Origin of the sequence: Enterococcus gilvus ATCC BAA-350 (assembly GCF_000407545.1) — a bacterium.
GTDB classification, from domain to species: Bacteria; Bacillota; Bacilli; order Lactobacillales; family Enterococcaceae; genus Enterococcus_A; species Enterococcus_A gilvus.
On sequence record NZ_ASWH01000001.1, the window covers coordinates 2,968,091 to 2,988,446 of the forward strand.

Consider the following 20,356-nt stretch of genomic DNA (forward strand, 5'->3'; position numbering starts at 1 on the left):
ACTTTTATTCAAATACTTGGGTCGCTTTTACTGCTTTCTTCCAACCGGCGTACAATTTTTGACGGCGTTCAGGTGCCATCTCCGCCTCAAAAATCTTCCCAGCTTCATAAAATTCTCTGATTTCGTCCATGTCCTTCCAGTAGCCTACCGCCAATCCCGCCAAGAAGGCAGCTCCTAAAGCCGTCGTCTCAAGATTTGCTGCACGTTGGATCGGTACATCTAATATGTCTGATTGAAATTGCATCAAATATTCATTGTTCGCTGCCCCGCCATCTACCTTCAATACTGGAATCTGGATGCCGGTATCTTCCTGCATCGTATCCACGATGTCCCGCACTTGATAGGCGATGGATTGAAGGGTTGCTTTGATCAGATCTTCTTTCGTCGTCCCTCGGGTCAATCCGAACATCGCTCCGCGAGCGTTTTGATCCCAATACGGCGCGCCTAGACCCACAAACGCTGGGACGATGTACACTTCGTCTTGGTTGGTGGAGCGCTTGGCAGCATCTTCCGAATCACTCGCCTTTTTCAGCATTTTCAAACCATCCCTCAGCCATTGAATGGATGAACCAGCAACGAAAATACTTCCTTCTAAGGCGTAATACACTTTGCCGTTGATCCCATAGCCAATCGTCGTCAATAAATTGTTTTTTGATAATTGCGGCTTCTCACCTGTGTTCATCACGATAAAGGACCCTGTGCCATAGGTATTCTTGACCATCCCAGGCTCAAAAGCCATTTGACCAAACAATGCGGCTTGCTGGTCCCCAGCCATTCCTGAGATCGGTGCTTCGCTGCCGAAGAAATGATAACCCTGCGTGTAGCCGTAAATCTCAGAATTTGAGGTCACCTTCGGCAAAAGCTCGTTGGGGATATTCAGCAGATCTAAAATTTCTTGGTCCCAAGTCAGCTCGTGGATGTTGTAAAGCATCGTCCGGCTGGCATTGGAATAATCCGTCACGTGCGCACCGCCATCTGTCAATTTCCAAACAAGCCAGCTATCGATCGTTCCGAAAAGCAGCTCGCCCTGTTCTGCTCGTTCCTGTGCGCCTTCTACCTGATCCAAGATCCACCGGATTTTCGTTGCGGAGAAATACGCATCGACGACTAAGCCGGTCTTTTGATGGATCATTTCCTCGTACCCGTCAGACTTTAACTGATCCGCGATTTGCGCGGATTGCCGCGACTGCCAAACTACCGCATGATAGATTGGGCGGCCGGTATCCTTTTCCCAGATAACCGTTGTTTCCCGCTGGTTCGTGATCCCGATCCCCGCAACTTGATCCGGCTTGATACCTGAATCGATGAATGCCCCTGCGATTACAGATTGAACAGAATTCCAAATTTCATTGGCATCGTGTTCCACCCAGCCCTCTGTTGGAAAATATTGCGTAAATTCCTTTTGCGAGCTTGCCACCTGATGCCCAAACTTATCATAGATAATTGCTCGTGAACTCGTTGTCCCTTGGTCGATCGCCATAATGTATTGTTGTTTTTCAGTCATTTTGATTGGTCCTCCTTGTACTAAAGTTTTCTTGCAATCGCTTTCTTTATGGACTTATCCTAACGTGCATTCCGCATTGAAAACAGTCAATTATTAAAACGATTTCACGATTTAGTGGCAGTTTCTCTCCAAAACTCTGTTATATCAAAGAATCCAGAAAGCCAAAATTTTTTTCTTTCATCAAAAAAAGCAGCTCCCTAAGGAACCGCTCCATCAATTTTTCGCTTTTTTCAATTGCTCGATCAGTTGCTTTATTTGGTCAAGATCATAGGCAGATTCAAATTCAGACAGGCAATAATGGATCGCCTCAGAAGGGTCTTCTCCATCTCGGGTACTAACAATCAAATCATACGTCGTTCCCTCACGCAGTTGTTCTACTTGAATCCCCGGGATCGGACGCAATTCTGAAAACAAATAATGATAATAAGAAATACGGTACACCGGCAATGCCTCCAGATCAATCCCCACAATGACTTCCTTCGCGATGTAAAAATCGATCATCGACAGGATACTCGCGTAATCGATCAGCAACGCCTGTGTAAGCAAGGTGTCTTGTGCCTTCGCCGGCTCCAAAAAATTACGAGCTGTTTCCTGAAGCATATCTAACAATCGACTTCGCTCAATGCCTAGTTTTTCTCGCTGCCGCGCAAGCAGACGTTCAGGCTCGTACCGCGGGAGATAGCCTTGAAAGAAATAGATGCGGTTGTTGATCTGGGAAAGCTGATAACCTACCGCTTTCTCCTGCTGAATGGACAATCGCCTTGGCCGGTAATGGACAAGGATCATCTCACGGATGTACATATCTAAAAGAGCCGGCAGCAGCTTTTTGCTCCGCTGCAATTCATATCGATAAAACGTCTCTTCATCCAAAATCGCAAAGGACACCAAAAAGCTGTAAAACATCATCGGTTCATACTGGTTCAATTCAAAGGAACTGCGGCTGTTGTATAGGCGGATCAACGGCTCGATGCGTTGAAACAGCGCGTCCTTTTGAAAGAGCCGATACGTTGTTTTCAGCCGTGTCTGCTGTGTTTTCTTAGCAGACATGCGCTTCAAGCTGATCCCTAGCCAGCAGGCGATCTCGCTTTTGGACTCAGCAGAAAATTCCGTCTCTAGCGCACGCTCAAGTCCTCTAAAGAACAGCTGATTCTGATCGGATGCAACGAGGAAACGAGGCCGCATCCTAACTGGAAAATAGCTATAGATTTGAAAGTAGAAATACCGAATCTGTAATTCTTCCCCCTGCAAACGGCCATTTTTTATCCGAATATGAAATTCCGCAAGAACCTCATTCAGCTCGCGAAATTTACGAAACACGGAGGATTCGCTGGTCGCAAATTCCTGTGTGATCTGCGGGATCGTGAACGTTCGATGCAGCAGCATGTATTCCAACAGTTGAAATTTAAAGCTGTCTCTTACTAGCGTGGCCGTGATCCCCTCAAGCGTCGTTCTTCTTTCTAAGGCCAGTACCAGCGTAGTACCCTCTTTCGTGAGCGAGAAGCCCATGTTTAATTCTTTTCCTAAGTAGGAGAGCTCTTGGCTATACTGATCCAAGCTAGATTTTGACGAATGGATCGCTTCCGCCAGCACATTCGCAGACAGCCTGCCGCCAGATAAGACTAGATGATGGAGGATCGACAATTGCACTTGTTGATTCTTATCCAATAATTGTTCCATCCTCATCCTACTTCTCCCCTAAACCAGAGAATCCCAGTAACGGCGCACGAAAAGCTGGATGGAAGAAGCGTTCCTTCACTTGAAATCCATGAATCGTTTGCTGCTGTTGGATCGCTAGCGCGAATAGATCGAGTAAGGCGAAATCCATCCATTTTGAAACAAGCTGTACGCCTAGCAACACCTCTGTCTCTGCATCCCAAATCACCTTCAGCTTCATCTTTTCCTTTGAAACAGCCGCCACCGGCACGTCGACCTGCGCCATCTGGATTTCTTCAGGATACAATAAGGCTTCTTTCTCAAGTAAACCAACACTGCCGACAAAATAGCCAAACCATTGATTGCCGCTCACTCGCACGGTTCCAGGATCTTCTTCCGGCGTTCCAAGGATGTTCTGACTGGCGATGCTTGCTGTCCGAAGCGCGTTCGTGACCAATGACACGTAGAGTTCTTCCCCCGTCAGTTGGAACCTTACTTTGATGGTATCCCCGATCGCATAAATGTTCGGATCGGAGGTTTGCAAATAGGCGTTCACTTTCAGCGTGCCGTCATCGTTGCGGTCCAATGCCTGCCAAATGTGGTTGTCGGGACGCGTACTATTGGCCAACACGACCAAATCAACAGTCAGGTCCGATTCATCAAAACAGAGTCGGACGTGCCCCTCATTGGTTTCCTCCATTGATTCTACAAAGGTGCCCATATGGAGGTGGACGGCAGACTGGCGGATCGCCGTCTCGAGGGGCTGGATCATTTCTTCATCAAAATAGTGCCCCATCAGCATCGTGTCACTCTCAAACAAATGAATCTGCTTATCAGTTTGTGCAAAAGCATCCGCAAGCTCTAAGCCGACGTGTCCGCCACCGACGATCGCGACTGTCTCTAGCTCCTCCAGCTGCGTGAGAATGTCCGTGACATCCTGCTCGGTCTTACAGGTTTTGATTCTGGCTGACGGCACCTCTTCTTGTTGAAACGATTGCCGCGAACCGGTCGCGATCACCAGCCGATCAAACCCGATCGCTTCGCCAGTCGACAACTGGATTTGATGATCTGGCAAAAGACCGGTACAAGAAACACCCGTTCTTACGTGAATCCCCTGCGCCTCTAATTCCGCTCGTGTGATCCAGCGCAATTCGTCTACAGAGGTCGCTTTCCCCTGTAAAATCAGTGCCAAGCTGCCGGGCACGAAGCCCAATTCTGTTTGCTTTTCAATCACTAGGACCTCTGTTTCTGGTGCCCTCCGCTTTATTTCCACTGCCGCTTGGACACCGCCAAAGGAGCCTCCTACAATCACTACACGCATATGTTCCCTCTTTTCTTTAAATACTGATTTTCTAGTTCTTCCAGCATTGCATTTATTTCTTCACCCATGAATTCCTCATCTTCAATTATAAATCTTTGCCTCAAAGATCGCTATTTTAACCATTTGGTGACAGGAATAAAAAAAGCCCGTTGCCAGAAACGTTCTGACAACAGGCCTTTACTAAGATAGTCCTTTTTCTAAACAAGGGCGTCCTGAATTGAAATAGATTCTGTGATTTCCGCCCAATGATTCGTTGGGCCATGACCGTGTCCGACAAAAATCGGCTGACGAATGGCCGCCTGAATAAATCTCTTTCCGATGAGGATCGCTTCCTTCAGCTCCGTCCCCTTTGCAAGTTCTGCCGCGATACAGGCGGAGAAGGTATCCCCTGTGCCGTGGGTGCTCGCTGTTTCCACCCTTGGTGCACTCATCCAAAAGGCGTCTCCCGATGCCAGCAGAACAAAATCCGCCGCTTCTTTCTTCTGGCTATGACCACCCTTGACGACGACATTCTCCGTCCCGAAAGCCTGCAGCTTCTTCGCAGCAGCAACCATTTCCTGATCGGTCACGATCCGTTCACCAATGATCACCTCTGCCTCAGGCAAGTTCGGCGTCACGATCGTCGCCAGCGGCAATAATTGTTCATTGATCGTTTTTACCGCATCGCTTTGCAGCAAATGATGGCCGCCTTTTGCCACCATCACCGGGTCAACGATCAAGGGACCAAAATCGACTTGCTTCAGTTTTTTTACGACGGTCTCCACCCGTTCCACATCCGCTAACATCCCTGTCTTCGCGGCACCGATCGCAAAATCTGCCGCCAATGAATCAAATTGATCTTCGATAAACGCACTTGGGATCGCCATGCTGTTTTGTACGCCATACGTATTTTGCGCGGTCAGAGCCACGAAGATGCTCATCCCGAAGGCGTTGCGGGCTTGAAAGGTTTTAAGGTCTGCCTGCACGCCTGCGCCGCCGCCAGAATCCGAACCGGCGATCGTTACGACTTGCGGTGTTGCATTGATCATTTTTCTTCCTCCAATACATCCGTGATTTTTTGTTTCAGACGACGGACTTTCTGTCCGACAGCCTCCGCTAACATAATGTCGCTTACGATGGAGACGCCCGCGACCCCTGTTCCGCCAACAGCCGCCAAATTGCCTTCCTTGATCCCGCCGATCGCCACACTTGGGATCGTCGTTGCGTCATTGATCGCTTTCACTGTTTCCAATCCCGTCAGCGGCGTCTCCTTGGTCTTCGTTGGAAAAATCGCCCCGATCCCTAAATAATCTGCGCCTGCCTGTTCCGCCTCCACTCCCCGCGCCACCGTCTTCGCTGAAACACCTAAGATTTTTTCCGGACCGATCAGCGATCGAACGACCGCCACCGGCAGCTCGTCATCTCCGATGTGTACCCCCGCTGCGTCAACGGCTAGACAAATATCCACCCGATCGTTGATGATCAACGGAACCTGATACGCGTCGGTGATTGCTTTGACCTTTAACGCCAGGTCATAAAATGCCCCCGTCAGCAACTCCTTCTCCCGCAATTGAACAAGAGTCACGCCATTCTTACAGGCCTCTTCCACCACCGCTAAAAATTTCGTGTCGCTGAAATCATAATGCCCAGTCACCAAGTACAACGTTAGATCCATTGCTTTTCCCATCCTTTGATCTCCCTCCACCATTCTTTTTCCATTTGTAATGAAAGCTGGTTCAGTGTTTCCTGTCGAAAAGCAGCTAAGCCCTTCCCATCGGCTGCCTGCTCTCCGCAAAGATTGAAGTAACTGACCGCTGCGATGACGGCTTCAGGCGTGTCCACACCGCTTCCCAACAAAGCCGCGATCAACGCCCCCACCACGTCCCCCGTGCCCGTAAACCGATCCAGTTCAGGGACTCCGTTCGTCAACCGCCACGTTCGTTGTTGATCCACGAGAATGTCTTGACTACCAGTCGCCAAGAAAGTGGTTTGCGGGTACGCTTTCGTCGCTCGCTGCAACGCTTCGACCAATTCTTCTAACGCTTCTTCTCCTTGATCCAGCGCGCTGCCATCCACTCCGCGGGCATGGCTTGGAAGCTGGCAAAAGTTTCGCAGCTCCGAAATATTGCCCTTTACGACCGTTGGGTTTTCTGCAACTAGCTGCTGCCCGACACCATTCCGCAGCTCGCTGATGCCAAAGCCCACAAGGTCCACGACGGTCGGTTTTTCCTGCTTTCTTGCACTTGCCGCTGCCGCCGTCAGACTTGCTGCGCGCTGCTCCGACAAATGTCCTATGTTCAGCAGCAGACTGTCCGTCTGCTGAAACAAGGCGTCAAACTCTCTTGGATCAGCCGCCATGATCGGTTTCGCTCCCACATAAAGCAGCGCATTCGCCACCGTCTCACAGGTGACCTCATTGGTAATACAATGGACTAACGGAGCACGCTTCAAAGGAAATACGTTTGAGACTTTTCGTTTGATCATCCAATCATCCTTTCATTGGCAAATAACCGCTGCCACCGTTTGAAAATCGTTGTCTCCTTTAACTTCACCAGTACAACAAAGGCGATCGCAGCGCCGATCACCGTCGCGCCTAAAAACCTCGGCGTGTAGATCAGCCAGTACAAGTCGCTCTGACTGCCCGTGAAACAGACCATTACGGGATACGACAGCAGCGAGCCTATGATTCCGGTGCCAACTATTTCCCCCAGCATCGACCAATACACCTTTTTTCCGAAACGATAAAACACCCCAGCAAAGAACGCCCCAAATACCGCCCCTGTCAGCGCTAAAGGGGGAATCCCCAACAGCGTCATGCGAATCAATCCGCATACCAGCGCCATCATAGTGCCATAAAAGGGTCCCAATAAAACACCCGCGAGGATGTTCATCACACTGGACATCGGCGCCATGCCCTCGATCCGCATCAACGGTGATAAGACGACATCTAGTGCGATCATCAATGCTAAAAGCGTCAATTTATGGATTTTATTTTTTTCCACGGCAAATACCCTCCTTTTTTCAAGAAACAAAAGGAGGGTGTACAAAAAGACAGAAAAACCCAACCAAAAGAAAATGGTCGGGTGCACGTCGTAAATTCGCTACATTTCCCTGCGACAGTCTTAACTGCATCAGGTTCCATGGGTATAATCTCAGCAATACAGCACCCCAAATGTTTCTCTTCAATTGGTTAGAGTATAACATACTTTTTTTAAAGCAACTAGCTTATAATGGAAAGGAAGCCTTCGAGCACGTCGAAGCGACGCTTATAGCCAACGAAAAAAGAAAGGAGACGCCTATGTCGAAACCCGATTTTTCTGCGATCCATCACGTGGCGATCATTGTGTCCGATTATCAAAAAGCCCGCCATTTTTACGTCGATATTCTCGGTCTGCCGATCCTGCGGGAACATTACCGGCCTGAACGGCACGACTACAAGCTGGATCTGCAATTGAAGGACGCGGAATTGGAGCTTTTTGCTGTCCAAGATCCGCCGAACCGCCCAAGCTTCCCAGAAGCGGCCGGCTTGCGTCATCTTGCCTTCAAAACCGAGGACATCGAAGCGACAGTGGCCTATTTGGCTAGTGAAGGGGTCGTCTGCGAACCGTTGCGCACCGATGATTTCACTGGCGAGAAAATGACCTTCTTCTTTGATCCTGACGGTCTGCCGCTAGAATTGCATGAATAAAAAAGAGGTGCCGCTGCATACGGGCACCTCTTTTTTACGCGTTCTCCACTGGGTATTTGATCGCGTTTTTCTTTAATTTTTCGCTGATGATCTCGTCAATATCAAAGTCTAGATTGTCCGCCATCATATAAGAATAGATCAGCACATCTGCCAATTCCTCTTTCAGCCGCTCAGTTTGGGTCCGGGCTTCTTCAGAATCCTTCCATTGAAACAGCTCCAATAATTCGGCTGCTTCTAAGCAGATAGACAGCGCGAGATCCTTTTCATTATGGAACGGGCGCCAATTGCGATCATCGCGAAATTGATTGATTTTCTCCATACTGTTCATAGTCGACCTTCTTTCGCTTCTATTCTATCACAGAAAGAAGGCTTCGTTTTTCCTCCAGCTCGGTGATCATCTCCTGTATCCACCGCGTACTCTGCCTTGTTAAAAAGGGATCGATCACTACCACTGGATAGTCCTGGGGCAACCCTTCCGCCGAACCCGTCGTGATCAAACAATCATAATTTTTCAATTCATTGCGCAGCTGCGGGTTTCCCCCGGATAATGTTTCAAAATGCAGAATGATAAAATTTCCATATATAGCGTCTGAAATTTGCTTGGCCAAAAAGCTTTCCTCAGTTGGCGTTAGATCAGACAGCAGCAGCACCTGCAGCAACGGCTCTTGGTTCGCCAGCCATTCCATGCTTCGCTCTTCTGTCGTCACCAATAAGTATGTATAGTTCCGCAAAAAATCTTCTTCTTGATACATCTGGTATTTTTCCGTAAATCGCTGAACAAGTTCCTTTACCCGTTCCACGCCGCGACTATAAACCTTCGATACCTCTGTTAAAAACACCGTTCGATTGCGCCATAGCAAGCAAACATACTGACCTGCCGGATCATAAAGGTAAAATTCGTTCGACAAGACGGTCGCCAGATTGATCCGACTTTGCTTGTCCAAGCGGTACCCTAGCATTTTGTTGTACGCCCCCACCAATTCATAGTGACGACTGAATAATTGCTGATACTTTTCATTGTCTGACATTGCAAGCGCACGATGAGGACTGCTGAATACGACCGAATCCGAAAAGAGCAGCCACAGCCCGTCGCGAACCAGCTCCGGCGACAGCTCGACCTCCGCGCCCTCATGGACCGCCTGCTTCAAGTGCTGATAATACGGGCCTTTCGGCAACTCCAAGCCTTCTGTCCGCAAGTGATCGACCGGATACCGATGACCATTTTTGACCCGCCAGATACTGATATAGAAATTGTAGATCAAGCGCTTTTGAAAGACGTACTTTTCGTGGATCTGATTGATCGAAACAAATTCCTGTACGTACTGCTCGATCACGTGATAGTGCTTCGCAGGCAGCTTCGGCAGTGTGCTTTCAAACGCATCTTGCCGTTCACTGTAAAAGCGGTAATAAAAATTTCGGATCTCCCCTTCATTTCCCTCGACGCGCAAGGGTCGGTAGCACAATTCTATCCCCGCCTCTGACAACGCCTCTTCGATCTTTTTAAGATAACGCTGCGTGTTTGAGGAGCTAAGGTACAGCTTTTTCCCTAAAGCCGTGATATTTTCACATTCCTCATACAGCAATTCCTCGATGATCTGAAATTCAGGGCTCGTGTTCAAAATATTGGCATACAAATTTCCCAAACTGACTTTCTTGTCCACCTCTAGCCGATAAAGTCCCTTCGTTTTCGTAATCTGGAAACTGGGGTACTCCTCGTTGATCATCTCGATGTCATTCAACAAGATCGGCAGCGAACAATTCAATTCACTCAAAAGCTGATCACTCGACCACCCTTCCCGACGATAATAAAGCTGCTCCAGCAACGCCAATCGTCGTTTGTTGCTTGTCCCTAAAACCCCACGAAAATCCATGATCATTCTCCTCTCAAAAGAATGTCTTCACAAGTAAAATCCTGCGTTTCCCCTTATTGGATACTGCTTTAGACAGCCCGTTTAGGATTTTTACTCTTTTGCTAAAAAATTGGAATCCTCCTTTATTAATAGATTGATTCAAGGCTATTTTCTCAAAAATAGTCCGTTTTCCCAATATCAGAAAGAGAAAATACAAGAAATATTTTTGTGTTATTCACAAATAATAGTATAAAAAAACGATAAAAGCAATTTTCGGTCAAAATTATTCAAAATATATGATTTCAAAATGACCTTTTTCTGAACGCTGAAAAACGGGTGCCTAAACACCCGCTAAAACAGCAAAAAAGTAGATTAATATTCTTAAATTAATTGTATTTTCTATGAAAAATGAGCAATTACCAACCAACTTTCACCTTAAAAATCATTTTTTCTTCTTATCCATTTTTTTTCAAAAAACAAAAAAACAAGAACCGTTTCGCTCTTGTTTTTTCGTCTTTATTGGTTTTATGCGTGATTTATCTGGCGATACTTGATAAATGCCCCTGTCATCAATGCTGCTCCGATCACTAAAAAGGCAATGATCCCTGTTCCACCTGTTGAAGGCAAGAAGCCGCCTTTTGACACGTTGGCGATCGGCAAGGTCGCTGCATCGTCAAAGGACCCTTTCTCTACAATGAACTCCTTATCCGTCTCCAACAATTGGAAGCCTTTCGGTGCCTCGATCTCACGTAAATAGTAGGTACCAAACGCTAGACCCGACACTTGCAGATGTCCGCCATTTTCGGACGTATAGTGTGTCGCTGTCGCGAAATCTTCTGTTTCTCCAACTTCTGTCCAAATCATTTGGTCATTTTTATTCGTTAAATAGTAGTCTTTTCCATCTACTTTTTTGATAACAACGAATTTAGCGCCATCCAATCCTTGCTTCTCTTTTTCGGATTCATGCTTCATGAATTTCTTACCGCCAGTAACGACAGGCGGTACGGTTGTATGGTCGTCCGTTTCTGTTTGTCCATCATGGGTCAGCTCAACGGAGAAGTTATTATTGATGTCAACGTCGACAGGCGTTTTATCCGTAAAGGAGATCGCGTAATAAATATGCAGTGTCTTTCCGCCAAAGGGCTTCAGATACTCCGCTGTCTCCTTCGATGAAGCAAACTTGGCAGCATCTCCATCGCTTTTCGCGTCAGACAAATTCATATCGATCGTGAATCCTGCTTTTTCATTGTAAGGAGCCGCAGTGCTCGTATAGCTCGCTGTTCCGTGAGAGAGGAAGGCCGCTTTGATATCGTCTGTTTTATCCGCGATCGAGATTCGTTCGATCCCTTCAAATTTCACGCCATTTTGTGACACCTCATCCTTGAATTGCAATTTCGTGTAACGTGTCTGCAAACTGCCCTCTGAGTCAAGAATCTCACCAATTTGGCTCGGGATCGTAAAGCTCGCATGGTAGTAGATTTTTTTGCCTACTTCATAATCGTAGCGATCTTTTCCCGTCAGTTCCTTCCCGTCTTCGTCCACAAGCTCTTTGTCGATCTCACCTTTGATCTTGTTTTTTGGATACAAATGGATATCCGTATTCTCACCCGCTTCATCGACAACAGGTAATACTAAAATCAATGGTACCGCCGAAGCCGTCGCGCCTTTACTGTCGGTTTCTTCAAACAGGTAGACCTTGTACGTTCCCTCTGTTGTCCGCTTATCCAAATCAGCAAAAGTAGCCAAGCCCAATTCATCCGTAGTTTCAGAACCCTTTGATACAGCTGCGTCCTTGTTCAATTTAAAGTTCTTCATTAAATCCTTCACAGCCGCCTCGTATACGTCCTTCGACGCATTCGGCGCTACGAGTTTATTCAATTGTGTGTAAAAATCAGTGGTGATGTCCCACGCCTCAAAGGTGACTTCAGCCAGACCTTCGTATTGCTCAAATTCGGCCATTTCCTTCCCTGTATTCTCTACTGGATTCGTTGGGAATTGGTCCATTTTTTTCTTGTGAAGTGTGACATCCACTTTTTCTTCAGCAGCGGCCTGTACGGCGCCCCCAAACCCAAACACTCCGGCGATCAGCGGAAGCAGACACACGATCGCTGCGACAACCCGAACTATCTTCTTACTTTTCATTCATTTTTCCTCCTGTTTTTTTGTTTTTGATAAGCCAGACCACCGCCCCCAGCTAGAGCTAGCAAAATTCCGCTATACAGAAAATTACTAGGACGCTCATTTGTTTAAGGCAATGATGTTTTTGTTGATGGCTTATTCCCATGATTGGGTGATTCCTTGATCAGCTCTCCTGTCCCTGCGGTCGTTTGGTATTTTCCATACAGATACACCGTTGCCGTCGGATACTCTGTCGGCAGAAACAAAACCAGTGGCAGAAACAAAACCAGTGGCAGAAACTCTTGGTTCCCCGTTTCCCCCAAAGCTGAAAATAAATAAACGGCTGGCTTCCCTTGCTGATGATAAGGAAGCGCTGCTTGCATAAGCCCGTCAGAGCCAACAGCTAAAGGGCGCTCATTTACTTTGGTTAACGCCGCCTGTTGGATGACCCGTTGGAATTGTTGTTTATTTTGATACTGATCCAGCCAAAATTGCTTGCTCTTCTTTTCGCTTTGATTGTTTTTTTGACACCACTCGGTCAGATCGTACACATCAAAGGTGAGCGCTTCCGTTCCAGCAACGAATTCTCCAGCGCGCTTCGTATCGATCGACACCGAAACGGCGGCTTCCGAAGCAAAGGCCGAATTCCCATAAAAAAAATAGACGATCATTAAACAGATAAGACTTAATTTTTTCAAGTACGAGCCCCTCTCTCTATTCTTCCTTCACTGCCTGCGCCACCGTTTCAACGAATTTTCCCTTTATATAGAAGAACTTTCCCCAGCAAAAACTGAACGCTCAGAATTTTTATTTTTCAACGGAATGACCTTCCCCACCTGCACAAATAATATTTTAAACAACTTCTTTTCTACGTGCTTTTTCACAAAAAAATCAATCGTAGTTATTTTTAAAGATTTAAAACCGTTTGTTTAAAGGCATTTATCACTAATATTGGAAAGAATCCGTTATAAACCTTTTTTTATTATTTTTAATTACGAATTAAGTTTTTTTAAATCGCTTGTTTAGACAAAATAAAAACACTCATTTCCTCAATGAGTGTTTTCAAAAACGGCTATTCTCCCCGTTATAACAGCGATTACATTTGCTTGTTCGTTATTAGGGGAGGTGTTTTAGACAGGCTTAATTGATCAAATTTACGTAGTATTTCTCCCAAAATTCGTCCGTAACGACCCGTTCTCCATCCTCAATCACAAACTCGCCCTTTTCAGGTTCGACGATTCGATCATCAGGAACATGGTACAGACGACGCTGACCTTTGATAGGAAAAGGCTTGATGCAGCGCACATTTTCAAACACCCACGCATAGGAATGGGGCGTTTCCTTTACAGCGACCAGATCAACGATACAGACAGCATGACCAGAGATACATCCAGGTGTTTTGATGGCTGTTGAGCAGATCAATAACGGACCGCGATGATGCGTAGACCACGAACGGTATTCCTCGGTTTTCTTCCCAGAAAGAATGTCCATGACCGGCTCAGGATGAATCGAAATAGCTTTCAAATGATTCGCCTCACTTTTCTTATTTATCCTTATTTTATCACTTATTTGAACACCAAGAAAAAATCCCCAGTTCCATCAGCTGCCCTGTTGGAGCGCCGCGAAAATTTCCAGCCACGATTCCTCAAAGACAACAATGGTCGTAGCGATCCCTTGATTTTCAGGGCGTCCCGCTACTTCATAAAGCACCCGCGCCGCTGCTTTTTTTGGATAACCATAGATCCCTGCACTCAACACGGGCACTGCAAGGCTCTCGAGCTTGTATTCCTGCGCTAGCTGATAGACCGCTTCGTAGGCACTGTAAAGCAACTTTTCTTCCTCGTGTTCGCCATCCTGATAACGCGGGCCAACCGCATGAATCACATACGTCGCAGACAGCTCAAAAGCTGGCGTGATCACCGCCGTCCCTGTCGGTGTTCCGCCAATCGCCCCCATCGCCTTTTTCAAATTCGGTCCCGCAGCACGGTTCAATGCGCCATCCACACCGCCTCCGGGAATCAAAGCCGCATTCGCCGCATTGACGATAGCTTCTACTTGAAAGGTCAAATGCGCGATATCTCCCACTACTACTTGAATCACCGTCTTCTCCTCCTTTGTTCTGCTCCTTCTATCCTACAGTCCTTCTGGCTTGCGGGGCAACTGTTAACGTTCAGACCATTGTCATAAAAAAAGACACCTTCTCCTCAACGGGAAAAAGTGTCTTTGAAGGCAGTCCTCCATTAGTGCTGTTCAGCCTGCTCAAAGGCGTCTAAAATCTCACGAACTTCAGCCGTCGATTTCGTATTCATCAAGCGCACGCGTAAGTCATTCGCACCGGGAAACCCTTTAACATAAATTTTGAAGAATCGGTGCAAGCCAACGATCGAACGAGGGACTTTTTCCGCATACCGGTCTTGCAAATCAAGCTGTAAACGCAGCAGTCCAATCAATTCTTCGGGAGAATGTTCTTTAGCTTCCTTTTCAAAGGCATAAGGATTCTTAAAAATCCCACGGCCGATCATCAGGCCATCTACACCATATTTTTCCGCCAGCTCCAAGCCCATCTGACGATCCAAAATATCCCCATTGATCGTGATCAGCGTTTGCGGTGCCAGCGCATCCCGCAGTTTCACGATCTCAGGAATCAGATCCCAATGCGCATCCACCTTGCTCATCTCTTTGCGCGTCCGCATATGAACAGAAAGATTGGCGATGTCCTGCTCCAGCAAATGACTGATCCACTCCGTCATCTCCGCGGTATCTGTAAATCCAAGACGTGTCTTCACACTTACAGGCAATCCCCCAGCTTTTGCTGCTTGGATCAATTCCGCCGCCACTTCTGGCCGCAAAATCAAGCCGCTGCCTTTTCCTCGTTCCGCCACATTCGGCACCGGACAGCCCATATTGATATCGATTCCGCTGAAGCCCATCTCCGCCATCGCAAGACTCATCTCGCGGAAAAATTCAGGCTTGTCTCCCCAGATATGCGCTACCATCGGCTGCTCATCCTCTGTAAACATCAACCTGCCGCGAACGCTCTCGATCCCATCAGGGTGACAAAAACTATCCGAATTCGTAAATTCCGTAAAAAATACATCCGGTGCGCCCGCTTCCTTCACCACATGACGGAAGACCACGTCCGTCACATCCTCCATCGGAGCTAAAACAAAAAAGGGCTTCGGCAATTCCGCCCAAAAATTATTCTTCATTATGTAGATTTCCTCCTACTATCGCTATGTATACAAAACAACATTATTATACTAAGGTTTGCGGGAAGAAGCAAAAATACAAATCACAAAATAAAAATACACTCAGCTTCCACTAAGTGTACTTGATCTCATGGATATGTTCTTTGCTGTCGTACCACAGTTCCTCCGGTGAGTAATGATCCGTCCCATTGAGGATGACTTCCCCCGTCTCCTTGATCTCAAACTCTGAGCCCAACCAATAGTGAGCTTTCGGACCGCCGAACATCCACAGTCCCCCTTTGCGTTTCCAGCGCCAAGGAGAAAAAACATCAACAATATCCTTGTACAAATGCGACCTCAGATAGCGAATCTCACCAGTGTCGAACGTGATTCGTAAAAAACTAGAGACATTTTCCACTTTTGTCGCTTTCGGTACGTCACCTTCTGGATACTGTTTTATCTCGATCGATTTATCCATCTCCTCGTCTCCCTTTGTTTTAGAGAAGAAAGAGGCAAAAAAGGACGGTTTGGAATTTCCCAGCAGTTCGTCTGCCGTCACCTGAAAAAAATCACTTAACTTCACCAGCATATCCAAATCGGGGTAGCTCTTGTTCCGTTCCCATTTCGAAACCGCCTGCGGTGTGACGCTGAGAAAATCAGCCAAGTCTTTCTGTGACATCTTTTTCACTTCTCTTAATTCCCTGATTTTTGCTCCGATCTCTACCATGACTATAGCCCTCCAGTGTGTAAACAGACAATAAACCTTCTGTTGAAATAGCGAAAACTAAGCTCAACCATGCGTTGAGTACTTAAATTTTACCATGACCAGAAGGTTTACATCGTTAAAGTTTATTCATTTTTACTGGGCTCTCTGCAAACGGAGCGGCTATTTCTCAATAGGCGATATAATCATCCAATTTTTGGACATTGCAGACAATGATTCTTCGTCTGCCGTTGTCACTATTGGTAAATGCGATCACGCCCTCTTCCTTCAGCTTCTTCATCATTCTGCTGACGCTTGCGTACGTAGCGATACCGCAAAATGCTGCAATATCCTCATTAGTGACCTCAAAATCAATCAAGATCTTTGATCCGCCGTCTAATTCACGTCCAAATTTCAGGACCAGATCTCTTAAAAAGCTCGCCAACGCTCCTAATTTGCCATTCATGGTCAAACGCTGCAAACGCGAAAAATTTTCAGACAAGCGATGGCGGTAATATTGTTTTACATAGTTTTGAAGATACGGATCGTTGTTGACATACTTCCAAAATTGCACCCGATTGATCTGATAAAAAGTAGCCGTCGGTGATTCGATCCGTACGTTGAAGGGCTGTTCATCATATTGAAGCGCTTCGTCATGCAGCAGTGAAATGACGTCTGGCTGATTGATGTAGGAAATATTAAATTCTCGACCATCCTGCAAAATGACCGACGTTTTGATAACGCCCTCCTTCAGGATGAACACACTCGCCGCTTTCAAGCCGTGAAAAGTTAGATACGTATGATAGTCCTTCGTAATAACCGGAATTTGTTTATCTTCCAGAAAATTAACGAGGTAATCGATGTCTTTATTATTCATAGTTTTCCTTCCAATCCCTACTTTCATTTATGAATGAAAGAATCTGTTGTATTTTATCATATCCTCTTACCATTTGGTAATGTCAAAGGACGATGCTTCTCGATAATGCTCAGAAACAATGCCTATCAACAAGGTGAGCGTCGTTCTTGGGCCTTATCATAAGTCTTGTACCAAATAGAAAGAGGATGAAGAACAAATGATTGAATTAGCACTTCCTTACGACAACAAAACAATAACTGCAAAAATAGAAGACGACCGTTTTGCGGGGTCTCTCGTTTCTCAAGCCGCTACCTACCGTGCGGAGTATTCAGAAGAGGAGCTAGTCGAACGCTCTTTAGATTTTCCTATCGCTTCTCCCAAACTAGAAGAGCTGGCGAAGGGAAAGAAAAACATCGTCATTATTTCTTCCGACCACACGAGACCCGTTCCTTCAAAGATCATCACACCGATTCTTTTACGCCGCATTCGTTCCGTTGCTCCTGATGCACGAATCCGAATTTTAGTTGCCACAGGTTTCCACAGACCTTCCACAAAAGAAGAGCTGATCAGTAAATATGGCGAAGACATCGTTGCCCATGAAGAAATCGTTATGCATTATTCCGAACGAGACGAAGACATGGTGACCCTGGGTAAACTCCCTTCTGGCGGTGATCTGATCATTAATAAAGTGGCAATGGAGGCAGATTTACTACTGTCAGAAGGATTTATTGAATCTCACTTCTTCGCTGGTTTTTCTGGCGGCAGAAAATCTGTCTTACCGGGTATTTCTTCTTATAAAACGATCATGGCCAATCATTCAGGCGAGTTTATCAATGATAAACATTCGCGGACAGGGAACCTCAAGCATAATTTGATCCATGAAGACATGGCTTACGCGGCCAAAACGGCGCATTTAGCCTTTATCCTGAACGTCGTTCTTGACGAAGATAAGAAAATCATCGGCTCCTTCGCCGGCGACTTGGAAAAAGCACATAAAAAAGGCACAGTGTTCGTTGATTCCTTATCTCAAGTCGACGCGATCGAATCCGACATCACGATCTCTACCAATGGCGGGTATCCCCTTGATCAAAACATCTATCAAGCAGTAAAAGGCATGACCTCCGCTGAAGCTACAAATAAACTGGGGGGAACGATCATCATGGTTGCCGGCTGTCGAGACGGACACGGCGGCGAAGGCTTCTATCATAATATTGCGGATGTTGCCGATCCTAAGGAATTTCTCGACAAAGCCATCCACACCCCGCGACTAGAAACCGTCCCAGATCAATGGACGTCTCAGATCCTTGCTCGTATTTTGGTGAACCATCACGTCATCTTGGTGTCTGACCTCGTTGATCCTCAATTAGTCACCGATATGCACATGGCGCTTTCGACATCCTTAGAGGATGCGCTAGAAAAGGCCTACGATCGTGAAGGAAAAGAAGCGAAGGTCGTCGTTATTCCAGATGGACTCGGCGTCATCGTCAAAGGAAGGCATTAAGATGGACGCAGAAAAAATAAAAGAACTCTTAAAGCTTGTTTCGGAACAAAAACTAAGCCCGGAAGATGCGGCAGAAACGATTCATAACGACGGCTTCACTGATTTAGGCTTTGCCAAGATCGATACGGAGAGAGGCCAGCGAACAGGGATGCCTGAAATCGTTTATGGGGAAGGAAAAACCGCTGATCAAATCATCGGGATCGTCGAAGCCATGCTAGGAGAACAAAACAACATCCTAGTCACAAGAGTCGACGGGAAAAAAGCTGCGGCTGTTAGAACGAAACTCCCCCACCTGCACTACGATACGGCTTCAGAAATCTTGCTGTGGGAAAGAAATCCACAAATGAAGACACAAGGAAAGATTGCCATAGTCACCGCAGGAACCTCCGATCTGAAGGTTGCTGAGGAAGCTGCGATTACAGCAGAAGCCTTCGGAAACAGCGTAGACAGAATCTATGACGTCGGTGTTGCAGGAATCCATCGCTTGTTTGCTCGCCTTGAACAAATCCGGGCGGCACAAGTGGTGATCGTGATTGCTGGAATGGAAGGAGCGCTGGCTTCCGTGGTTGGAGGACTGGTCAGTACGCCGATCATTGCAGTACCGACAAGTGTAGGCTACGGAACAGCCTTCAATGGCTTGGCTGCACTCCTCACGATGCTCAACAGCTGTGCCACAGGTATCACGGTCGTAAATATTGATAACGGCTTCGGTGCCGGATATGCGGCTAGTAAAATCAACCATTTAGCGGAGGCTGCGAAATGAAAACTCTCTATCTTGACCCCTTTTCAGGCGTCAGCGGAAATATGTTATTAGGGACCTTGTTTGACCTTGGGCTGGACGTTGAGGACTTCACCCACGAATTAGCCAAACTAAAGCTGACAGGATACCAATTATCACTGACCAAAACAACAAAATCAGCGATTGACGGGCATTTATTTGAAGTCGTGCTAAGCGACGAGTTCAAGGGGCATCACCCTGATGAAGGTGCGGAAATGATCCATCATCACGGAAGAAATCTTGCGGCCATCGAAGGACTTATCCATGCTTCAGAGCTGAGTGCGTCCATCAAACAGAGCGCCTGTGCCGTCTTCGAAGAGATCGCAGCAGCGGAAGCGCGTGTCCACGGAAAAACGATCAATGAGATCCATTTCCATGAAGTCGGTGCGATCGATTCGATCGTGGACGTCGTCGGCTTTTTTATTGGGTTAGAACTTTTACAAATCCAGCACGTCCTTTGCGGCACTCTTGTTGATGGAACTGGGACGATCACCGTGGCTCACGGCGTCATGCCCGTTCCAGTTCCCGCAGTCATGCAGATGCGGCTGAATAGCAATGTCCCTTTTCGTCAGCGAGAAGATGTCCTCACTGAGCTGGTTACACCAACTGGATTTGGACTGATCAAGCACACCGCAGAGACCTTCGGCACCCTCCCAGAAAATGTGATGATCGAAAAGATCGGATACGGGTTTGGAACGCGAGAGACCGGCAGCTTGAACGCCCTCAGAGGCTGTCTCTGTAATTCTTTACTGAGCAATCAGCAAGTCCCCCGCGAACAAGATCATGTGTTGTTGATCGAGACGAATTTAGATGATGCTACAGGACAGGAATTATCCGACGTGATGCAGCTCCTGCTTGAAAAAGGAGCAAAAGACGTTTGGACAGCACCCATTACCATGAAAAAAGGACGTCCTGCCTACAAGCTGAGTCTCTTAGCAGCCCCTGCCCAAAACGACGAAATGGTCAAAATCTTATTTGAAACGACTTCTTCGATCGGCATTAGGCAACAACTGCTAGACAGAAAAATCATGCAACGAACTGTTCGTTTAGAAAAAACAGCTCTTGGCGACGTTCATGTTAAACACTTGTCTTATCAGGGTTTTTCAAAGATTTCCTTTGAACATGACGAGCTTCTCGCCTTAGCCAAAGAAAAAAGGTGCACGATCACTGAGGTAAAAAATCAATTAATGGAACAACTTCAAAAGAACGAATAAAGA

Annotated in this window: 20 protein-coding genes and 1 riboswitch; of the genes, 4 read left to right on the forward strand and 16 right to left on the reverse strand. The window is 46.8% G+C overall.

From position 1 onward, the window contains the following. Positions 1–4: 4 nt before the first annotated feature. The 7 genes from glpK to thiW form a co-directional block, all read right to left on the reverse strand. Positions 5–1,504 carry a glycerol kinase GlpK gene (gene glpK, locus I592_RS14730; RefSeq protein ID WP_010779419.1) on the reverse strand — a complete coding sequence of 500 codons (1,500 nt, stop codon included), beginning with the start codon at positions 1,502–1,504 and terminating at the stop codon, positions 5–7. Between the two features lie 213 nt (positions 1,505–1,717). After that, positions 1,718–3,187 carry a helix-turn-helix domain-containing protein gene (locus I592_RS14735; RefSeq protein ID WP_044926344.1) on the reverse strand — a complete coding sequence of 490 codons (1,470 nt, stop codon included), beginning with the start codon at positions 3,185–3,187 and terminating at the stop codon, positions 1,718–1,720. A gap of 1 nt (position 3,188) precedes the next feature. Next, entirely contained in the window at positions 3,189–4,478 is a 1,290-nt protein-coding gene (locus I592_RS14740; protein WP_010779417.1) for an FAD-dependent oxidoreductase, read from the reverse strand. Positions 4,479–4,675: 197 nt separating this feature from the next. Further along, a complete protein-coding gene (gene thiD, locus I592_RS14745) occupies positions 4,676–5,506 on the reverse strand; it encodes a bifunctional hydroxymethylpyrimidine kinase/phosphomethylpyrimidine kinase (protein ID WP_010779416.1) in 831 nt (276 codons plus the stop codon). Beyond that, the gene (gene thiE, locus I592_RS14750; RefSeq protein WP_010779415.1) at positions 5,503–6,144 is read right to left on the reverse strand and encodes a thiamine phosphate synthase; all 642 of its coding nucleotides are present in this window, start codon (positions 6,142–6,144) and stop codon (positions 5,503–5,505) included. The genes thiD and thiE overlap by 4 nt, the downstream gene beginning before the upstream one ends. Beyond that, positions 6,123–6,941: a hydroxyethylthiazole kinase gene (thiM, locus tag I592_RS14755; RefSeq protein ID WP_010779414.1), complete on the reverse strand. Its 819-nt coding sequence runs from the start codon at positions 6,939–6,941 to the stop codon at positions 6,123–6,125. Before thiM ends, thiE begins: the two co-directional genes overlap by 22 nt. Then, on the reverse strand, positions 6,938–7,417 hold the full coding sequence (gene thiW, locus I592_RS14760) for an energy coupling factor transporter S component ThiW (protein WP_044926606.1): 480 nt from the start codon (positions 7,415–7,417) through the stop codon (positions 6,938–6,940). The genes thiM and thiW overlap by 4 nt, the downstream gene beginning before the upstream one ends. Before the next feature lie 131 nt (positions 7,418–7,548). Then, a riboswitch (TPP riboswitch) is annotated at positions 7,549–7,638 on the reverse strand. Positions 7,639–7,755: 117 nt separating this feature from the next. On the opposite strand from thiW, the gene gloA2 reads away from it, so the two are divergent. Further along, a complete protein-coding gene (gloA2, locus tag I592_RS14765; protein WP_010779412.1) occupies positions 7,756–8,145 on the forward strand; it encodes an SMU1112c/YaeR family gloxylase I-like metalloprotein in 390 nt (129 codons plus the stop codon). A gap of 34 nt (positions 8,146–8,179) precedes the next feature. Here the strand turns inward: gloA2 and I592_RS14770 are convergent, their stop codons facing one another. The 9 genes from I592_RS14770 to I592_RS14810 all read right to left on the reverse strand — a co-directional run bounded on the left by I592_RS14770 (position 8,180) and on the right by I592_RS14810 (position 16,881). Next, the gene (locus I592_RS14770) at positions 8,180–8,473 is read right to left on the reverse strand and encodes a nucleotide pyrophosphohydrolase (RefSeq protein ID WP_010779411.1); all 294 of its coding nucleotides are present in this window, start codon (positions 8,471–8,473) and stop codon (positions 8,180–8,182) included. Positions 8,474–8,492: 19 nt separating this feature from the next. Next, positions 8,493–10,016: an AcpB/EbpR/MafR family transcriptional regulator gene (locus I592_RS14775; protein WP_010779410.1), complete on the reverse strand. Its 1,524-nt coding sequence runs from the start codon at positions 10,014–10,016 to the stop codon at positions 8,493–8,495. Between the two features lie 504 nt (positions 10,017–10,520). Next, the gene (locus I592_RS14780; RefSeq protein WP_010779409.1) at positions 10,521–12,137 is read right to left on the reverse strand and encodes a SpaH/EbpB family LPXTG-anchored major pilin; all 1,617 of its coding nucleotides are present in this window, start codon (positions 12,135–12,137) and stop codon (positions 10,521–10,523) included. Positions 12,138–12,241: 104 nt separating this feature from the next. Beyond that, positions 12,242–12,811 carry a pilin N-terminal domain-containing protein gene (locus I592_RS14785; RefSeq protein ID WP_010779408.1) on the reverse strand — a complete coding sequence of 190 codons (570 nt, stop codon included), beginning with the start codon at positions 12,809–12,811 and terminating at the stop codon, positions 12,242–12,244. A gap of 442 nt (positions 12,812–13,253) precedes the next feature. Then, positions 13,254–13,637 carry an ASCH domain-containing protein gene (locus I592_RS14790; protein WP_010779407.1) on the reverse strand — a complete coding sequence of 128 codons (384 nt, stop codon included), beginning with the start codon at positions 13,635–13,637 and terminating at the stop codon, positions 13,254–13,256. A gap of 75 nt (positions 13,638–13,712) precedes the next feature. Further along, positions 13,713–14,213 (reverse strand): macro domain-containing protein, encoded by a 501-nt coding sequence (locus I592_RS14795; RefSeq protein ID WP_010779406.1) that lies wholly within the window; start codon positions 14,211–14,213, stop codon positions 13,713–13,715. A gap of 140 nt (positions 14,214–14,353) precedes the next feature. Next, positions 14,354–15,322 (reverse strand): tRNA dihydrouridine synthase, encoded by a 969-nt coding sequence (locus I592_RS14800; protein ID WP_010779405.1) that lies wholly within the window; start codon positions 15,320–15,322, stop codon positions 14,354–14,356. Between the two features lie 112 nt (positions 15,323–15,434). Continuing rightward, positions 15,435–16,028 (reverse strand): helix-turn-helix domain-containing protein, encoded by a 594-nt coding sequence (locus I592_RS14805; RefSeq protein ID WP_010779404.1) that lies wholly within the window; start codon positions 16,026–16,028, stop codon positions 15,435–15,437. Positions 16,029–16,194: 166 nt separating this feature from the next. After that, a complete protein-coding gene (locus I592_RS14810) occupies positions 16,195–16,881 on the reverse strand; it encodes a Crp/Fnr family transcriptional regulator (RefSeq protein WP_010779403.1) in 687 nt (228 codons plus the stop codon). A 196-nt stretch (positions 16,882–17,077) separates the two neighbouring features. Here I592_RS14810 and larA point away from each other — a divergent pair, with 196 nt between their 5' ends. The 3 genes from larA to larC are packed head-to-tail and all read left to right on the forward strand — an operon-like array spanning position 17,078 to position 20,353. Next, positions 17,078–18,361: a nickel-dependent lactate racemase gene (larA, locus tag I592_RS14815; protein ID WP_010779402.1), complete on the forward strand. Its 1,284-nt coding sequence runs from the start codon at positions 17,078–17,080 to the stop codon at positions 18,359–18,361. A 1-nt stretch (position 18,362) separates the two neighbouring features. Next, positions 18,363–19,124 (forward strand): nickel pincer cofactor biosynthesis protein LarB, encoded by a 762-nt coding sequence (gene larB / locus I592_RS14820; protein ID WP_010779401.1) that lies wholly within the window; start codon positions 18,363–18,365, stop codon positions 19,122–19,124. Then, complete coding sequence (gene larC, locus I592_RS14825) at positions 19,121–20,353, forward strand: nickel pincer cofactor biosynthesis protein LarC (protein WP_010779400.1); 1,233 nt, start codon at positions 19,121–19,123, stop codon at positions 20,351–20,353. Before larB ends, larC begins: the two co-directional genes overlap by 4 nt. Positions 20,354–20,356: the final 3 nt, after the last annotated feature.

Bases quoted from the DNA above. Each gene is read 5' to 3' on its own strand.
- thiW (WP_044926606.1), bottom strand. From the start codon at position 7,417: ATGATCGCACTAGATGTCGTCTTATCACCGTTGATGCGGATCGAGGGC.
- I592_RS14810 (WP_010779403.1), bottom strand. From the start codon at position 16,881: ATGAATAATAAAGACATCGATTACCTCGTTAATTTTCTGGAAGATAAA.
- thiD (WP_010779416.1), bottom strand. From the start codon at position 5,506: ATGATCAATGCAACACCGCAAGTCGTAACGATCGCCGGTTCGGATTCT.
- gloA2 (WP_010779412.1), top strand. From the start codon at position 7,756: ATGTCGAAACCCGATTTTTCTGCGATCCATCACGTGGCGATCATTGTG.
- thiE (WP_010779415.1), bottom strand. From the start codon at position 6,144: ATGGGAAAAGCAATGGATCTAACGTTGTACTTGGTGACTGGGCATTAT.
- I592_RS14775 (WP_010779410.1), bottom strand. From the start codon at position 10,016: ATGGATTTTCGTGGGGTTTTAGGGACAAGCAACAAACGACGATTGGCG.
- I592_RS14740 (WP_010779417.1), bottom strand. From the start codon at position 4,478: ATGCGTGTAGTGATTGTAGGAGGCTCCTTTGGCGGTGTCCAAGCGGCA.
- I592_RS14735 (WP_044926344.1), bottom strand. From the start codon at position 3,187: ATGAGGATGGAACAATTATTGGATAAGAATCAACAAGTGCAATTGTCG.
- thiM (WP_010779414.1), bottom strand. From the start codon at position 6,941: ATGATCAAACGAAAAGTCTCAAACGTATTTCCTTTGAAGCGTGCTCCG.
- I592_RS14770 (WP_010779411.1), bottom strand. From the start codon at position 8,473: ATGAACAGTATGGAGAAAATCAATCAATTTCGCGATGATCGCAATTGG.
- larC (WP_010779400.1), top strand. From the start codon at position 19,121: ATGAAAACTCTCTATCTTGACCCCTTTTCAGGCGTCAGCGGAAATATG.
- larB (WP_010779401.1), top strand. From the start codon at position 18,363: ATGGACGCAGAAAAAATAAAAGAACTCTTAAAGCTTGTTTCGGAACAA.
- glpK (WP_010779419.1), bottom strand. From the start codon at position 1,504: ATGACTGAAAAACAACAATACATTATGGCGATCGACCAAGGGACAACG.
- larA (WP_010779402.1), top strand. From the start codon at position 17,078: ATGATTGAATTAGCACTTCCTTACGACAACAAAACAATAACTGCAAAA.
- I592_RS14805 (WP_010779404.1), bottom strand. From the start codon at position 16,028: ATGGTAGAGATCGGAGCAAAAATCAGGGAATTAAGAGAAGTGAAAAAG.
- I592_RS14800 (WP_010779405.1), bottom strand. From the start codon at position 15,322: ATGAAGAATAATTTTTGGGCGGAATTGCCGAAGCCCTTTTTTGTTTTA.
- I592_RS14780 (WP_010779409.1), bottom strand. From the start codon at position 12,137: ATGAAAAGTAAGAAGATAGTTCGGGTTGTCGCAGCGATCGTGTGTCTG.